This is a genomic window from Albidovulum sediminicola, assembly GCF_025751575.1.
GTDB lineage: Bacteria > Pseudomonadota > Alphaproteobacteria > Rhodobacterales > Rhodobacteraceae > Albidovulum > Albidovulum sediminicola.
Map to the genome: position 1 here is coordinate 243,700 of NZ_JAOWLA010000002.1, position 14,715 is coordinate 258,414.

The window sequence follows — 14,715 nt, forward strand, 5'->3', positions numbered from 1 at the left end:
AAAACAAGCCCAAAAAAAGGCGTAAGCGAGGAAATTAAGGTTAGTGTTTGGCCGCGATCCGGAAACAAGACGCTGCGATCCGCCCCGGCCTTTTGCAATGTTAATGAACAATAATTTCGGCTTGAGGCGGTTTTGTTTGTCGTGTTGCGTGTGGCGAAATTTGGTTCGGACGCGTCAAAAAAATAGCCGAAATTCGTGAATTTCAATCCTATTTCATGAACTTGTCGGAAAGTTCGCGCTTTTTTCGAAGCGCCACTGAAGTCAATCTTCGGTCAAAAAATTGCCACAGATGCAAATAACCGTTCGGGCCGAGGTCGAAAACAATCACGACCACAGGCGAGTGCCGGCCGGATGTAAGACGGTCTTTTTGTTTCCCAGAGATGTTTGAATAACGCAGATTAAGGAGTTCTGCCGTGAACAAGTTTCTGAAATCGTACAGAAAGTCTTCACTCATGGCGACCGCCGCCATGCTTGCGGGGCTGCTTCCCCACCTTGGATTTGCCGGCGAAGTCGCGCTGAAATCGTCCGACGGTACCGTGAATCTTGTGGGCGAGCTGATCGAGTTCAAGGATGACAGCTACGTCATCCGCACCGCCCTGGGCGAACTGCGGGTCGCCGCAAGCCGCGTTCGTTGCGAGGGCGACAGCTGCCCGACCTTCGAAACCGCGGCTGCCAACGTGCGCATCACTGGTTCGGATACGCTGGGCGAGGGCGTCATGCCGCTTCTGATGAGCGGATACGCCGGCTATCTCGATGCCGAGGCATCGATCACGAACACCAACGTCGCGGGGCAGGTGCTGGCAAGCCTGGTCGCCGACGCGGGCTTCGGCGACGATATCGGCAGCTTCCTGATTTCCTCGACCAACTCTGGTAACGGCTTCGAGGCGCTTCTGAACAAGGAAGCGGCGATTGCGATGTCGTCGCGGCGCATCACGCCTGCCGAGGCGCGGGCGCTCAAGGGTGCGGGCATGGGCAACATGGTCGCGCCGACGCAGGAATACATCGTCGCAGTCGATGGGCTGGTCGTCATCGTTAATCCCGAAAACGAAGTCGAGACCCTGAACGTTCAGGATCTTGCCCGGATCTTCTCGGGTGAATACACGAACTGGAGCCAGCTCGGCGGCGTCGATCTTCCCATCACCGTCGTATCGCCGCCTGAGGGTTCGGATTCAAGCGCGGTGCTCGACGCCCAGATCTTCGGCGCTAGCCCCAGGCCCCGGCCCGACTCGGCGATCATCGTCGAGGACAACACGGCCGTCGCTGCCGCGGTGAACCAGGAGCCCGGCGCAATCGGTTTCGTGGGCTTCGCCTTCGAACGTGGCGCCAAGCCGGTGACGCTGGTCAATGAATGCAACATCACCGTCGAGCCGGACTCGTTCTCGGCCAAGACCGAGGAATACGCGCTGCAACGGCGTCTCTACCTTTACACCACGGAAGCGGCGGATCAGATGACGCGCGACTTCCTGACCTTCGCCCAGTCGGAATCGGCGGACGGGGTGATCGCCAAGGCGGGCTTCGTCGATCTGGGTGTCGAGCGGCGCGCGCAAACCATCGACGGCGGCCGCGCGGTGAGCCTGTTGAATAGCCAGGTGGACGCGTTTGAAGGCAACGTGATCCGCGAATTCCTGGCGCAGATGATCCAGTTCGACCGTCTCTCAACCACCTTCCGCTTCCGCCTGGGTTCGGCGAACCTTGATGAGCGGGCGCGGCTGGATATGGAGCGGCTCACGAAATACCTTGAGCGCATGCCCGAGGGCACCCGCGTGACATTGGTCGGCTTCACCGACGATGTTGGCGCCTTCGTGTCCAACCAGAAGCTCAGCCAGGAACGTGCACGCGCCGTTGCGGACGAGCTTGTGGGCTATGCCGGTACTCGCCTGGCGGGGATCGACCTGACCTCTCAGGGTTACGGTGAGATCGCCCCGGCCGCGTGCAACAGCACCGAAGCCGGACGCGGGATCAACCGTCGGGTCGAGGTGTGGATCGACAAGACCGCCGCTGACTAAGCCGGGATTGAGCATGTATCGGAATGTCAGGCCGGTAGGGCGGCGCGCCCAGCGCTTTACGTACGACCCGGCCCGGCAGCCCCGATGCCAAAGCATTGATCGATGATGTTGCGCAAAAAGGAACCATCGAGATGAAGTCACTGAGAATGTATTTTGGCCGGCGCGGAGCGCCTGGCGCACAGGGGCCGAAAATGATCGCGAGAGCCGGGGCATTGTTGTGTTCGGCGGCGGCCTGCACCGTCCTGGCGGGCAGCGGCACCGCCTTGGCCCAGGACGCGCTTTACGATGGCGGCAAGGCGCGCGTGAAGTTCTCCGCCAAGCTGCGTTCGTTGACGGAAGAGGTGGCCTCGGCGGCCTGCCGCGTGGACGCGAAGCTGGGGGCCGGCGAGGCGCAAGAAGACCTTGCGGTCGCAACGGAACAGTTCAGCAAGATCGTCAAGGGTCTGCGCGACGGGGACACGGCCCTGGGCATTCCCGCGCCGGAAAAGGCCAGCGACATCCTCCGGAATCTTCAGGCGGTGTCGGCGGACTGGGGGCCGATCGAGGCCGAGGCCAACACGCTTCTGGCGGGCGGGCGCGGTGCCGGCATGCCCGTGATCGCGGAGAAGCTGAAGGACCTGCTGGAGCGGGCGATCGAGCTGACGGCGCGGACCTCGGGTCACTATTCCAACCCGCAGGAATTGCTGCAGACCGACGCCCTCACGCTCGATTTCATGGCCCGGCAGGAAATGTTCCTCAGCCGCATGTCGCGAGTGATGTGCGCCCTGGCGTCGGGCGATCCCGAACTGGGCAATGTTGAAGAGTTGCGCGAAACGGTGGACCTGTTCGGCCGGTCGCTGGTCGCCTTGCGCGACGGTTTCCCCGCGGCCGGGATCAACCCGCCCCGGAACGACGCGGTCAGGGCGTCGCTCGACAAGTCCTACCAGACCTGGACGGGCGGCAAGGGCGTCTATGACGCGGTCCTTGCAGGGGCGGCGGTCACGCCTGATATGGAAGCCCAAGCCCTCGAAATGTCGAAGTCGCTTGACCACGACCTGCACAACACCATCACGTTGCACCTGATCTCGTCGCCGGGACAGGAAGGGGTCTACCGGGTTCCGCTCAAGGCCTATGTCGACTCGGAGCTGTCGCAATGGCTGACGGATCCGGCGTTGATCGCCGCGGTCAAGGCGCAGAACGCCGAACATGCGGCACTGACACAGGAAGACATCGACGCGCTCGACAAGCAGTGGCGGGCCGAGGCGAAGGGCGCGGCGGGTGACCTGATCTCGACCGTGATGGGCCGCCCGTTGTCGAAATGGCTGCTGGAGAAGCAGACCGGCACCGCCAGCCTGGTCACCGAGGTCTTCGTCATGGACGACAAGGGCCTGAACGTCGGCCAAAGCGCGGTCACCTCGGACTATTGGCAGGGTGACGAGGCGAAGTGGCAAGAGACCTATGGCAACGGCGGCGGCAGCATGCATGTCAGCGAGATCGAGTTCGACGACAGCACCGGCTTCTACCAGACCCAGGCCTCGCTGCCGATCTTCGATCCGGCGTCCGGCGAGTTGATCGGGGCCGTGACCTTCGGCGTCAGTGTCCAGAACCTGATGTAAGCGGACAAGCGTCGCAGAACCCAAGGCCCCCTGGTTATCCGGGGGGCCTTTGTCGTCGTGCGCGGTTTGGAAGCAAGGCGTTCGGGGAGACCCTCAGCCTTCGCCGGCAAGCCCTCGCACCAGCGCCCAAAGTGCGGGCGCCACCTCGACCGTGTCCAGGGTTCGGCGATTGCGGCCCGGAATGCGAACGTCCGGATCCTCGGCGATGGCATCTGCGACGCGGGCGATGCGGTCGGCCAGGGTGTTGGCATGTGTCTCGGGGTCAATCAGGATGTACAACTGACCCAGGTCATGTGGCGGCCCGGCCTCGGCCTTCAGGCCTCGAACGCCGAGCGAGTTCACCGATCCGGTCAGCCCCGCCGCCAGGAACTCGATCAGAAGCCCCAGCGCCCAGCCCTTGTAGCCAGCGGCGCTGACCAGCGATCCGGCAAGGGCGGCGGCCGGGTCGGTCGTGGGGTTTCCGTCTCGGTCCACGGCCCAGCCCGGCGGGATCGCCTCGCCCGCGGCCTGCGCGCGCGTGATCTTGCCCAGCGCGACCGCGGCGGTCGAGAAATCGGCATGCATGGCGATGCCATCCGGCCCGGGGATGGAAAAGGCGATGGGGTTGGTCCCGATCACCGGCCGCTTGCCGCCTGGTCCCGCGACGATGGCCGAGGCATTCGTGACGCCGATCCCGATCAGCCCGCGCGCGGCGATCTGTTCGGTGAAATATCCCAGCGATGTGCAGGTATGCGAGTGACAGATCGCCAGGCTGGCGATGCCGCAGGCCCGCGCCGCCGAAATCGCGGGGTCCAGCCCGCGTGCGAAGGCGGGCTGGGCAAAGCCGAAACGGGCGTCCACCGTGACCGCGCCCGGTCGCGGGGCGGACACGCTGGGCTCAACGCGACCGAGGACCCGGCCCGAGACGAGTTGCCGGCAATAGCTTTCCAGGTAGTAAAGGCCGCAGATCACGTTGCCGGTTTCCTCGGCGCGGGCGACGGCGCGCGCGACTTCGGCCGCCTGCCAGGCGCCGGCTCCGCTCGCCAGAAGCGCCCGCTCGCTTATCCGCGCGATGTCCTCGATGCTGATCCGCATGGCTTGCCCCGCTTTTTCAGATTTTCCTGGTCAGTCGTTGTCGTCGGTGCCAGACCCCGCGTCGCCCCGCGAGCGATCGGAGGGCGGGACCGTTGTCTGCATTGCAAGCCGATTCAGCCGCGCAAGCACCGTGCCGACGCAGCCCGCCGGTGCGCGATGTGGCGCAGCCGCAGCGCTGGTGCAGGGTTTCATCAAAAGCGTTGCCGTCCCCTGCGCCACGAGCAGGCCCAGGTCACCCGCGATGGCCCCTGCACCCTCCACGATGACCGCGCCGCCCGGAAAGCTGACCGCGATCCCGTGGCCCAGCCGGGTGGCATTCCGCGACAGGAACGGCAAAAGCAGCACCGGGCTGGCCACGGCCTCGACCGTCAGGCCGCCCCCGCCCAACGCCCCCTCGGGCAGGGTGCAATAATCGCTGAGCGTGGCGCCGGTCGCGATCGGGCAAAGCGGCCCCGCACCGGCGGGCCGCCAGTGCCCCTGGCCCACGATCGGGCGATTAGCCGCGCCGGTTTCGAGGTGGGTCAGCAGCACCGACGACCCGTCGAGGCCATGGGCGTGGAGCCAGCCCGCGGCAAACCCCGCCTCTTCGGCATCGCCCCAACTTATCCCAGCGCCACGGGCCGCCTTGGCGCACAGGCTTTCGATTTCGTTGCGCGACAGGACGACGGCGGCACCCGCATCCGGGAAGGACGGGCCCGAGGCCGTCGGGTCGTTCGGTTCCAGCGTCATTGAGCTGCCCCTCCCTGCATATCGAGCGGATAGGGCGCGCCCTGGAACAGGCTGATGCGCACCCATTTATCCGACCTCGGGTCGAAATGGCTTGCGCCGAAGAAGGCCAGCTTGCAGCGCATCAGGTCGATGGGCAGCATGTCGGCCGCGATCAGGTTGTCCTGCACCTCGGCATAGGGATGGTCGGCGGCGATCTGGACGCGCCGCGCCATGTAACGGTGTTCGGGATGGGCCAGCAGGAAGGCCGCGAGCGGCCGTTGGTCGGGCCACCCTGCCAGCGCGGCGTGAAGCTCCGCAACAAGGCGGGCGGTGCAAAGCGGCTGCTCGCGCTCGGCCCCCGCTTCGGTCGCGCGTTCGCCCAGCCGGGGTTCCAACTTTTCTTCTGACACATACCAGAAGCGCGCCGCGTTTTCGGGCCGGTCGAAGTCAATGGCCAAGGCCCAGGCGTACCGCTGCGCCAGGATCGCGCGGAAGGACGCGACAGACATGGCGCCGTTGATCGGATGGGCCGGGTCCTCCTCCGCGCTCATGCCAGCGGCAAGATCGTCAACAAGGTCGCCGTGCGGTTCGATCAGCAGGGCGAACAGCATCTCTTGCCCTTCGAGCGTCAGCGTTTCTTCGCCCCAGCGCCACAGCGCGTCCCAGGGGTGCGCCGCGTCGCCGGGGAAGGATTGCAGCCGCGCGCCGATCCGGGCCAGGTCATCGCGCAGGTCACGCAGCTTCGCGATCTGGATCGGATGGTCCGAATGCCAGCTTTCGGCGTTCTCGCAAGCTTGGGCGTAGGCGTGGCGCAGGCGTTCAATGGCCTGGGCGCCAACCCCGGTTAGCGCGCGGACGCGGGCGAGCGCGGCCTCACGCATCGCCATCCAGTTGTTCAAGAGCAGGGGATGGCGCACCAGGAAAGGGGCCATGCCAAGCCCGGTGGAATTGCCGACGCCGAGGCGGCGCTTGATTTCAGGGGCAAGCCGAGCGGCTTGGTCGCCGCCCTTCGCCGCCGCAAGATGTTCGACGATGTCCACGGTGAATTGCCGCGTCAGCCAGACCGACAGCATTTCGGCCTGGAAGGGGCCCTGCAATTCGGGCCGTTCGGCGATGTCGCGTCGGTCCGCGGCGCCGAATTTTCCGGATCCGTAGACCGCGGTGGTGCGCATCAGGTAACCCACGGCATCGATCTCGGCCGGATCGGGCTGGCGCCCCGCGGCCAGGCTCTCCACGACATGGGCCCAAAGCCGCACCGACCGGTTGGCGCGGCTGAGCGAAAGCTCGCGCGCCGAGATGCGGCCGGCTTCCTGCAAGGGCACATTGGCCTGCAGTCGGTCCAGGTCCGCCGCCGTCGGCGTGCCGTCGAAGAGTGCGAAGGTTGCGTCCCAGGCGGTGGCGATCACCCTGTCCGACCGCATGGCGTCGGGCAAGTCATGGGCGAAGGCCACAAGGCTATAGGTCCGCACGGGACCGACCGCCCGGTAGACCGCGCGGCCCACGCCCTTGCCGTCGATCTCCCAGACCGGGCGGTCGAAGCGCCAGCCTTCGTCCCGCATCCGCCTGAGCAGCACGCGCAGGAACGACAGCCGCGTGGGATGCGCCGATCCCATCCTGGCCAAACGCATGACCGTTTCCGGTGGGCGCAGGCCGATGGCCGGGGCTTCGAGCTGGCTGGCGGTGGTATCGGTCATCGGTCATGCCCCTTTCTGGTGGGCGCGTGGGCCCGTGGCGGGGCCGAAGCCTTCCGCAAAGAACCTCAACCAGTTGCCGCCCATCACAGCCGAAACCTCCGCGGCGGTCATCCCCGTTTCGCCGAGGCCCCACGCGATCTTCCCGAAGTCGCGGTTGCCCTCGAACCAGTCCGGCATCGGCGGGAACCCCGGCGCGTCCTTGCTGCCTTCGCCGTAGTCGATGGTCTTTGTCCAGCGGCCGACGCGCATCCATTCGACGATGCTGTCGGGCTGGTCCTGGCAAAGATCCGTGCCGATCCCGATCCGCTCGATCCCCATGAGATCGGCGGTGCGTGCGATCATCTCACAGTAATCCTGAAGCGTGCAGGCGCTGCCGCCCCTCAGGTGGTGCGGGTAGACCGAAAAGCCCAGCATGCCGCCACTTTCGGCAAGCGCCCGCAGCACGGTTTCGGATTTGTTGCGCAGTGCGGGGTGCCAGCTTGCCGGGTTGGCATGGGTGATCGCGATGGGGCGGGTGGAGTGCTCGATCGCCTCAAGCGTCGAGCGTTCGCCCGAATGGCTCATGTCAACGACCAGGCCCACGCGGTTCATCTCGGACACCACGGCGCGGCCCATGCGGGTCAGGCCGGTATCGTCGGCCTCATAACAGCCCGAGGCCAGCAGCGACTGGTTGTTGTAGGTCAGTTGCATGAAGCGCAGGCCGAGCGTGTGCAGCACCTCGACCAGGCCGATGTCGTCCTCCATGCAGGAGGGGTTCTGCGACCCGAAGAAGATCGCCGTGCGTCCGGTCTTGCGCGCCAGCGTCACGTCGGCGGCGGTCCGGCCCTGGAAGATCAGGTCGGGGAAACGCTCGAACCAGCGGTTCCAGCGTTCGATGTTGAGGACCGTTTCGCGGAACGTCTCGTGATAGGTGATAGTCACATGCACCGCATCCACGCCGCCTGCGCGCATCTGGCGGAAGATTTTTTCCGACCAGTTCGCGTATTGCAGCCCGTCGATGAGCGCGGTCATTCGGGCGCCCCGGCCGCGACATAGGCGGTCTTGACGGTGGTGTAGAACTCCGCCGCGTAGCGGCCCTGCTCGCGCGGGCCGAAGGAGGACGCGCCGCGCCCGCCGAAGGGGACGTGGTAATCGGTGCCCGCCGTCGGAAGGTTCACCATCACGCAGCCCGCGCGCATGTTGGCGCGGAAGTGGCTGGCGCGGGAGAGCGAGCAGGTCATGATCCCGGCGGTCAGGCCGAAGTCGCTGTCGTTGGCGATGGCAAGGGCCTCGCCATAGCTGCCCGCCTTGATCACGCAGGTGACGGGGGCGAACATCTCTTCCCGGTTGATGCGCATGTCGTTGCGGGTCCCGGCGAAGACGGCGGGCGCCATGTAGTAGCCCTCGGTCGGGCGTTCCAGCCGCTCACCGCCGCAGAGCAGTTCCGCCCCTTCGGCCCTGCCGACGGCGATGTAGTCGAGGTTCTGCGCCAGCTGCCCGGCCGAGACGACGGGTCCGATCTGCGTACCAGCCTCCAGCGCGTGGCCGACCTTCAGGGCCTGAGCCGCAGCGACCAGCTTTTCGACGAAGGCGTCGTGGACGGCCTCGTGCACGATCAGGCGCGAGGCGGCGGTGCATTTCTGCCCCGTGCCGCCGAAGGCCGCGTTCGCCGCGTGCGCGACGGCAAGGTCCAGGTCGGCGTCGTCCATGATCAGCATGGGGTTCTTCGACCCCATTTCCATCTGCACCTTGGTCATGTTGGCCACCGCGCTGGCGGCGATGCCGCGCCCGACCGAGACCGAGCCGGTAAAGCTGATCGCATCCACGTCGCGGCTTTCGACCAGCCGCTGGCCGACCGCGCGGCCCGGCCCGGTGACGAGGTTGAAGAGACCCGCCGGAATGTCCTGGCGCGCGATGATCTCGGTCAGAGCGATCGCGCTCGCGGGGGTCAGGTTCGCGGGCTTCCAGACCACCGCGTTGCCGAAGGCGAGGGCGGGCGCGATCTTCCATGCGGGCGTCGCCACCGGGAAGTTCCAGGGCGAGATGATCGCCACCACGCCCACCGGTTCGCGCCGCACGTCGATCTCGATCCCCGGGCGGACGCTTTCGGCCAGATCGCCTTGGTTGCGCAGGGCCTCGGCGGCGAAATAGGTAAAGAACTGGCCGGCGCGGTAGACCTCGCCCTTGCCCTCGGCGAGCGGCTTGCCTTCCTCGCGCGCCAACAGGCGGCCGATTTCCTCGGCCCGCGCCATGAGCTCGTTGCCGATTGCCATCAACACGTCATGGCGCTTCTGAACGCCAGCCGCCCACCAGGCGGGTTGCGCCCTGCGTGCGGCGGCAAGCGCCTCGTCAAGCTGGGCGCTGTCGGCCTGGGCGAAGGCGCCGATCACGTCCGAAAGATCCGAGGGGTTCACGTTCTCGACCGTCGAAGCGCCGTCCTGCCAACGTCCCGCGATGTAAAGACCGTTCGTTTCCGCCATCTCGTCCTCCTGATCCTTTGGGCAGGACACTAGACGCAGACAGGATATTCAGGCAATCTGAAACAATTGAATATTATTTCAGGAAATATGAAATGGCGATCAAGCTGGAGATGCTGCGCACCTTCCGGGTCGTGGCGGAGCAGGGGGCGCTGGCCGATGCGGCGGATCTGTTGGGCCGGACGCCCTCGGCCGTCTCCATGACGCTGGCGCGGCTGGAGGAAAACATCGGCGCGCCGCTGTTCGAGACCGACCGCAAGAACCGCCTGACCCGGCTGGGCGAGATGATCCTGGAGGAGGCCGTGCGCGCCACGGACGTGTTCGACAGCAGCATGGGCGCGATCCGGCGGCTGACGGCCTCGACCGCGGGAACGGTCAGGATCGCGGCCGTGCCCTCGATCATCGCCACGCTTCTGCCCGGCGCCATCGCGCGGTTCCGCTTCGCCCACCCCGAGGTTCGGCTTGAGATCAGCGACCTCGACTCCGCCTCCGTCCGCCGCCGCATCCGCCTGGACGAGGCCGATATCGGCATCCTGTCCGCTGCGGTCGACGAACCGGGCGAGGGCGTCACGGTCGCCGCCGACCGGCTGGGGATCGTCTACCGCACGGACGGCCCGATCGCCCGCGCGCTTGCGGAGGGCGAAGGCGCGCCCTCCTGGTCGCTTCTGGCGCTGGAGCCGCTGATCTCCAACCCGCTCTGTTCGATGGTTGAAAGTCCCGTGGTCGCCCGCCTGCTGGAGGCCTGCAACCTGGAGGCGCGCAACACCACCGCGCTTCTGTCCTTCGTGCGCGAGGGGCTGGGAGCGACGGTCCTGCCCGAAGGGGCCGTGCCGATCCTGGGCAGCGCCATCGGCTTCGTCCGCCCCGACGATCCGCCGACGCGGCGCGCGTTGCGGATGATCTGTCGGGCTGACCGCAAGCTTGGACCGGCCGCACAGGCGTTCTGGGATGTGCTGCTTTAGGGCCCCCGGCCATGGCCTTGGCGCGATTTTGTGTCATGGTGCCAAGGCTGGGCCCGATTCCGCCAAGGGGGATCGCGGCGGCGGCGAAAACGGCCCGGGCGGAGGTATCACATGGCGCAGACGGCATCGGCTTTCCGGATCTCGGGCTTTGGCGATCCATCGGTCCTGCACTGGCAAGAGGTCGATCTGGCCCCGCCGGCGACCGGAGAGGTCCAGTTGCGCCATCTGGCGATCGGGGTGAACTACATCGACATCTATCACCGGACGGCCGTCTATGCCCCACCCTTGCCCTTGCCTTCGGGCCTTGGGGTTGAGGGGGTTGGCATCGTCACCGCCCTGGGCGAGGGGGTGGCGAATTTCGCGGTTGGCGACCGCGTCGCCTATGTCGGCGGGCCGCCCGGCGCCTACGCGACGGCGCGCAACCTGCCCGCTGCCCGGGCGCTCAAGCTCCCGGACGGGCTCGCGCCGGAGACGGTGGCGGCGCTGATCTTCAAGGGGCTGACGGTCGAATACCTGATACACCGCTGCGTCCCGGTCGCTCCGGGCGAAACGGTGCTGTGGCACGCTGCGGCGGGCGGGGTCGGGTCCATCGCCGCGCAGTGGCTCCGCCAGAAGGGCGTGACGGTCATCGGGACGGTCGGCTCGGCCGACAAGGTGGAGATCGCCGGGGCGAATGGCTGCACCCATGTGATCAACTACCGCGAAGAGGATTTCCCATCCCGCGTGCGCGAGCTGACCGGCGGGACGGGCGTGCGCGCGGTCTTCGACGCGGTCGGCGCAGATACCTTCGCAGGCTCGCTCGACTGCCTGCGCCCGCGCGGAACGCTCGTCAGCTTCGGCGAGGCCTCAGGCCCGGTGCCCGCGCTGAAGGTCGCGGAACTCGGCGGCAAGGGCTCTCTCTTCGTCACGCGGCCCTCGATCGCGCATTACACGGCCGACCGCGGCGAGTACGAGGCAGGCGCGGCGCGCCTTTTCGAGGCAATCGGCACGGGTGCGATCGCCGTGCCCACGATGACAACCTTCGCCCTCAAAGACGCGCCGCGCGCGCATGCGGAGCTTGAGGCGCGCCGGACAACGGGCTCGGTCGTCCTGCTGCCGTGAGGCGCGGCACGGACCCAAGCCGCGCAACGGAGAACCGGAACGGCATGACCACGGACCTGGGGGATTTCGACTACATCATCGTCGGCGCGGGAACGGCGGGCTGCCTTCTGGCGAACCGCCTTTCGGCCGACGGGCAGAGCCGCGTGCTGCTGATCGAGGCGGGAAAGCGCGACACCTACCCCTGGATCCACATCCCGGCGGGGTATCTGTATTGCATTGGCAATCCCCGCACGGACTGGTGTTTTCAGACGACGCCGATGGCCGATCTGAAGAAGCGGCGCATGAACTACGCGCGCGGCAAGGGGTTGGGCGGCTGCTCCTCGATCAACGGCATGATCTACATTCGTGGCCAGGCGCTCGATTACGACGGCTGGGCGCAGATGGGCAATACCGGCTGGGGGTGGGACGATCTTCTGCCGCTTTTCCGCAAGCATGAGGATTACCACGCGGGTGCAAGCGACCTGCACGGCGCGGGCGGAGAACTGGCGATCCGAAAGCAGCGCCTGCGCTGGGAGATCCTTGACGCCGTCCGCGCGGCGCTTGTCGAAAGCGGTATTCCCGCGACCGAGGACTTCAACCGCGGCGATAATGAGGGCGTGGGCTATTTCGACGTGACCCAGCGACAGGGCATCCGTGTCAGCGCGGCGGCGGCGTTTCTGAGACCCACGCGGGCCCGCGGGAACCTTCGCGTGCTGACCGAGGCACATGTCCTGCGTGTCGTCTTCGAGGGGCGCCGCGCAACCGGGGTCGCGTTGCGCATCGGCGGAGAAACCCGGACCGTCACCGCCCGGTCCGAGGTCATCCTGTCCAGCGGCGCGATCGGTTCGCCGCAGCTGCTGGAGCTTTCGGGCATCGGGCAGGGGGCGCGGCTGGGCGCGCTTGGCATTCCCGTCCTCGCCGAGAGCCGGAATGTCGGCGAGAACCTCCAGGACCATCTGCAGATGCGCCCGGTCTTCCGGGTCCGCAACGCCAAGACCTTGAACACGCTGGCGGGCAGTCTTTTGGGAAAGGCGCGGATCGGCCTTGAATACGCGCTGCGCCGCACGGGCCCCTTGTCGATGGCGCCAAGCCAGCTCGGGGCCTTTGTCCGCTCGGGCCCCGATGTCGCCTCTCCGGACCTGCAATATCATTTCCAGCCGCTGTCGCTTGAGCGGTTCGGCGGCGCGCTTGATGATTTTCCCGCGATCACCGCCAGCGTCTGCAACCTGCGCCCCGCAAGCCGGGGCTCGGTCCATGCGGTCACGCCGGAGGCACTGGACGCGCCCGCGATCGACCCGAACTACCTCTCTGCGCCCGAGGACCGGCGCAAGATGGTGACGGCGCTTCGGCTGACGCGGCGGCTGATGCAGGCGCGCGCCTTGCACCCCTATGCGCCGGAGGAGGTCCGCCCCGGCGCCGAACTGACGGATGACGAGCAACTGGTCGTCGCGGCCATGCAGCACGCCTCGACCATCTTCCACCCGGTCAGTACCTGCGCCATGGGGCCGGGAGAGGATGCGGTCGTGGACCCCCGCCTGCGCGTGCGCGGTGTGGGCGGCCTTCGGGTCGTCGATGCCTCGGTCATGCCAAGCATCACTTCGGGCAACACCAACGCGCCGACGATGGCGATCGCCGAAAAGGGGGCCGCGATGATCCTGGCCGACCGGAGCGCCTAGGGCTGCCGTCAAGATTTGTGCCGAATGGGATACAATCCCGCGCACGCGGCAAGACTTTTCTTGCCTGTGAAACTGCGCGGGCCAACGGATCTCATGCTCTCAGATAGGCGCGCTGCGCGTTCCAAGGCTCTGAAATCCTGCGTTTTGTGGCCGATGCATGACGATGGCGCCCAGATGCGGCCTCTGGCGCCGGCCCGTCCTGATGCGCGCTCCCGTGGTGAAGGGGCAGGGGGATTGTCTCGTTCCCGGCAAGATGCTTACTCTCGCCCATTCGATCCGGTGTTTGTGAAAAGGGTGTGTGTCTTTGGAAGTTGCCCGCAAAGCGGTGGCGATTGTCGGGACCGGCTATGTCGCCGACCTTTACATGCGGTCGCGCGATCTGCACCCGGACATCGAGGTCGTCGGCGCCTTCGACATTCGCGAGGGGCGGCTTGCCGCCTTCTGCCGGCACTGGGGCCTCAGGCCCTTCGCCTCGCTTGCCGAGGTGCTGGATGCCCTGCCCGGCGAAGGGATCGTCCTGAACCTGACCAACCCGGACGCGCACTACGCGGTCACGCGCGCCAGTCTTGAGGCCGGCCGCCACGTCTATTCGGAAAAACCGTTGGCGATGGATCTGGCTCAAGCGCAAGACCTGGTTAACCTGGCGCGCAGTCGCGGGAGGCTTCTTGGCGGTGCGCCGTGCAGCTACCTGTCCGAGGCCGCCCAAACCCTTGCCGCCGCCACCCGTGCCGGGGTCTGCGGGCCGGTCCGGCTGGTCTATGCCGAACTCGACGACGGCTACATCCCGCAGGCCCCGCACCAGAAGTGGCTGAGTGAAAGCGGCGCGCCCTGGCCCTACGAGAATGAGATGCGCACCGGCTGCACGCTGGAACACGCGGGCTACGTGCTAAGCTGGCTCGTTGCGATGTTCGGCTCGATCCATTCCATCACCGCGTTCTCCGCTGCCACGATCGACAAGGGGCTGGAGGGCGGCTGCACGGTACCCGACATGTCGATCGGCATCCTGAAGTTCCGCGCCGGGCAGGTCGTGCGGCTGACCTGCAGCATCGTCGCGCCACATGATCATCGGCTTCTGATGACCGGCGACAAGGGCACGCTGGAGGTCCGCGACACCTGGGACAACAGTGCCAAGGTCCGCTTCCGCCGCCGCTTCGTCATGCGCCGCCGGTTGATGGAGGCGCCTTTGCCCCGGCGCATTAGGCTGGCGGAAGGTCCGGCACGGCGCCGGGCCAGGCGCCGCGGCTCGGCGTCGATGGATTTCCTTCTGGGGGCGGAGGAGATGTTCCGTTTTCTTCACGAGGGCGACACGAACCGCTGCGACGACCGGCTGGCCCTGCATGTGACGGAGGCCGCGTTGCATCTGCAGAACGCGGGCGAGGCTAGCGAAACGTATATGATGCAGACCGCATGCGACCCGTTGCCCGCGCTGGGCTGGGCACAGAAGCTGCGGTAGGCCAAGCGAGG

General features: G+C 66.7%; 12 protein-coding genes. 6 read left to right on the forward strand and 6 right to left on the reverse strand.

The annotated features are described in order from the left end of the window. Nucleotides 1-208: 208 nt before the first annotated feature. Nucleotides 209-454 (reverse strand): hypothetical protein, encoded by a 246-nt coding sequence (locus OE647_RS03230; RefSeq protein ID WP_263720209.1) that lies wholly within the window; start codon nucleotides 452-454, stop codon nucleotides 209-211. Between OE647_RS03230 and OE647_RS03235 the strand changes: the two genes are divergently transcribed. Both OE647_RS03235 and OE647_RS03240 read left to right on the forward strand, forming a co-directional pair. Then, on the forward strand, nucleotides 453-2,006 hold the full coding sequence (locus OE647_RS03235; protein WP_263720210.1) for a phosphate ABC transporter substrate-binding/OmpA family protein: 1,554 nt from the start codon (nucleotides 453-455) through the stop codon (nucleotides 2,004-2,006). The two genes, OE647_RS03230 and OE647_RS03235, sit on opposite strands and share 2 nt — an antisense overlap. Before the next feature lie 191 nt (nucleotides 2,007-2,197). Then, on the forward strand, nucleotides 2,198-3,601 hold the full coding sequence (locus OE647_RS03240) for a hypothetical protein (protein ID WP_263720211.1): 1,404 nt from the start codon (nucleotides 2,198-2,200) through the stop codon (nucleotides 3,599-3,601). A 93-nt stretch (nucleotides 3,602-3,694) separates the two neighbouring features. Here OE647_RS03240 and OE647_RS03245 read toward each other — a convergent pair whose 3' ends face one another. Genes OE647_RS03245 through OE647_RS03265 form a run of 5 tightly spaced genes read right to left on the reverse strand, consistent with a single transcriptional unit; the run spans nucleotide 3,695 to nucleotide 9,536 of the window. Continuing rightward, the gene (locus tag OE647_RS03245) at nucleotides 3,695-4,675 is read right to left on the reverse strand and encodes an Ldh family oxidoreductase (RefSeq protein ID WP_263720212.1); all 981 of its coding nucleotides are present in this window, start codon (nucleotides 4,673-4,675) and stop codon (nucleotides 3,695-3,697) included. A 30-nt stretch (nucleotides 4,676-4,705) separates the two neighbouring features. Next, entirely contained in the window at nucleotides 4,706-5,404 is a 699-nt protein-coding gene (locus tag OE647_RS03250) for a DUF3726 domain-containing protein (protein WP_263720213.1), read from the reverse strand. Further along, nucleotides 5,401-7,077, reverse strand: a complete 1,677-nt coding sequence (locus OE647_RS03255; protein WP_263720214.1) for a hypothetical protein — start codon at nucleotides 7,075-7,077, stop codon at nucleotides 5,401-5,403. The genes OE647_RS03250 and OE647_RS03255 overlap by 4 nt, the downstream gene beginning before the upstream one ends. A gap of 3 nt (nucleotides 7,078-7,080) precedes the next feature. Then, entirely contained in the window at nucleotides 7,081-8,088 is a 1,008-nt protein-coding gene (locus OE647_RS03260; RefSeq protein WP_263720216.1) for a dipeptidase, read from the reverse strand. Beyond that, complete coding sequence (locus tag OE647_RS03265; protein WP_263720218.1) at nucleotides 8,085-9,536, reverse strand: aldehyde dehydrogenase family protein; 1,452 nt, start codon at nucleotides 9,534-9,536, stop codon at nucleotides 8,085-8,087. Before OE647_RS03265 ends, OE647_RS03260 begins: the two co-directional genes overlap by 4 nt. Nucleotides 9,537-9,628: 92 nt before the next feature. Between OE647_RS03265 and OE647_RS03270 the strand changes: the two genes are divergently transcribed. From OE647_RS03270 to OE647_RS03285, 4 genes are all read left to right on the forward strand, one after another. Then, on the forward strand, nucleotides 9,629-10,495 hold the full coding sequence (locus OE647_RS03270; RefSeq protein ID WP_263720221.1) for a LysR family transcriptional regulator: 867 nt from the start codon (nucleotides 9,629-9,631) through the stop codon (nucleotides 10,493-10,495). Between the two features lie 111 nt (nucleotides 10,496-10,606). Beyond that, the gene (locus tag OE647_RS03275; protein WP_263720222.1) at nucleotides 10,607-11,596 is read left to right on the forward strand and encodes a quinone oxidoreductase family protein; all 990 of its coding nucleotides are present in this window, start codon (nucleotides 10,607-10,609) and stop codon (nucleotides 11,594-11,596) included. Nucleotides 11,597-11,640: 44 nt separating this feature from the next. After that, nucleotides 11,641-13,251 carry a GMC family oxidoreductase gene (locus OE647_RS03280; protein ID WP_263720223.1) on the forward strand — a complete coding sequence of 537 codons (1,611 nt, stop codon included), beginning with the start codon at nucleotides 11,641-11,643 and terminating at the stop codon, nucleotides 13,249-13,251. A gap of 298 nt (nucleotides 13,252-13,549) precedes the next feature. Continuing rightward, nucleotides 13,550-14,704 (forward strand): Gfo/Idh/MocA family protein, encoded by a 1,155-nt coding sequence (locus OE647_RS03285; protein ID WP_412174923.1) that lies wholly within the window; start codon nucleotides 13,550-13,552, stop codon nucleotides 14,702-14,704. The last annotated feature ends 11 nt before the right edge of the window (nucleotides 14,705-14,715 follow it).

Excerpts from the sequence above, each read along its gene's own strand:
- OE647_RS03260 (WP_263720216.1), bottom strand. The coding sequence starts at position 8,088 with ATGACCGCGCTCATCGACGGGCTGCAATACGCGAACTGGTCGGAAAAA.
- OE647_RS03275 (WP_263720222.1), top strand. The coding sequence starts at position 10,607 with ATGGCGCAGACGGCATCGGCTTTCCGGATCTCGGGCTTTGGCGATCCA.
- OE647_RS03235 (WP_263720210.1), top strand. The coding sequence starts at position 453 with ATGGCGACCGCCGCCATGCTTGCGGGGCTGCTTCCCCACCTTGGATTT.
- OE647_RS03250 (WP_263720213.1), bottom strand. The coding sequence starts at position 5,404 with ATGACGCTGGAACCGAACGACCCGACGGCCTCGGGCCCGTCCTTCCCG.
- OE647_RS03240 (WP_263720211.1), top strand. The coding sequence starts at position 2,198 with ATGATCGCGAGAGCCGGGGCATTGTTGTGTTCGGCGGCGGCCTGCACC.
- OE647_RS03245 (WP_263720212.1), bottom strand. The coding sequence starts at position 4,675 with ATGCGGATCAGCATCGAGGACATCGCGCGGATAAGCGAGCGGGCGCTT.
- OE647_RS03280 (WP_263720223.1), top strand. The coding sequence starts at position 11,641 with ATGACCACGGACCTGGGGGATTTCGACTACATCATCGTCGGCGCGGGA.
- OE647_RS03255 (WP_263720214.1), bottom strand. The coding sequence starts at position 7,077 with ATGACCGATACCACCGCCAGCCAGCTCGAAGCCCCGGCCATCGGCCTG.
- OE647_RS03265 (WP_263720218.1), bottom strand. The coding sequence starts at position 9,536 with ATGGCGGAAACGAACGGTCTTTACATCGCGGGACGTTGGCAGGACGGC.
- OE647_RS03270 (WP_263720221.1), top strand. The coding sequence starts at position 9,629 with ATGGCGATCAAGCTGGAGATGCTGCGCACCTTCCGGGTCGTGGCGGAG.
- OE647_RS03230 (WP_263720209.1), bottom strand. The coding sequence starts at position 454 with ATGAGTGAAGACTTTCTGTACGATTTCAGAAACTTGTTCACGGCAGAA.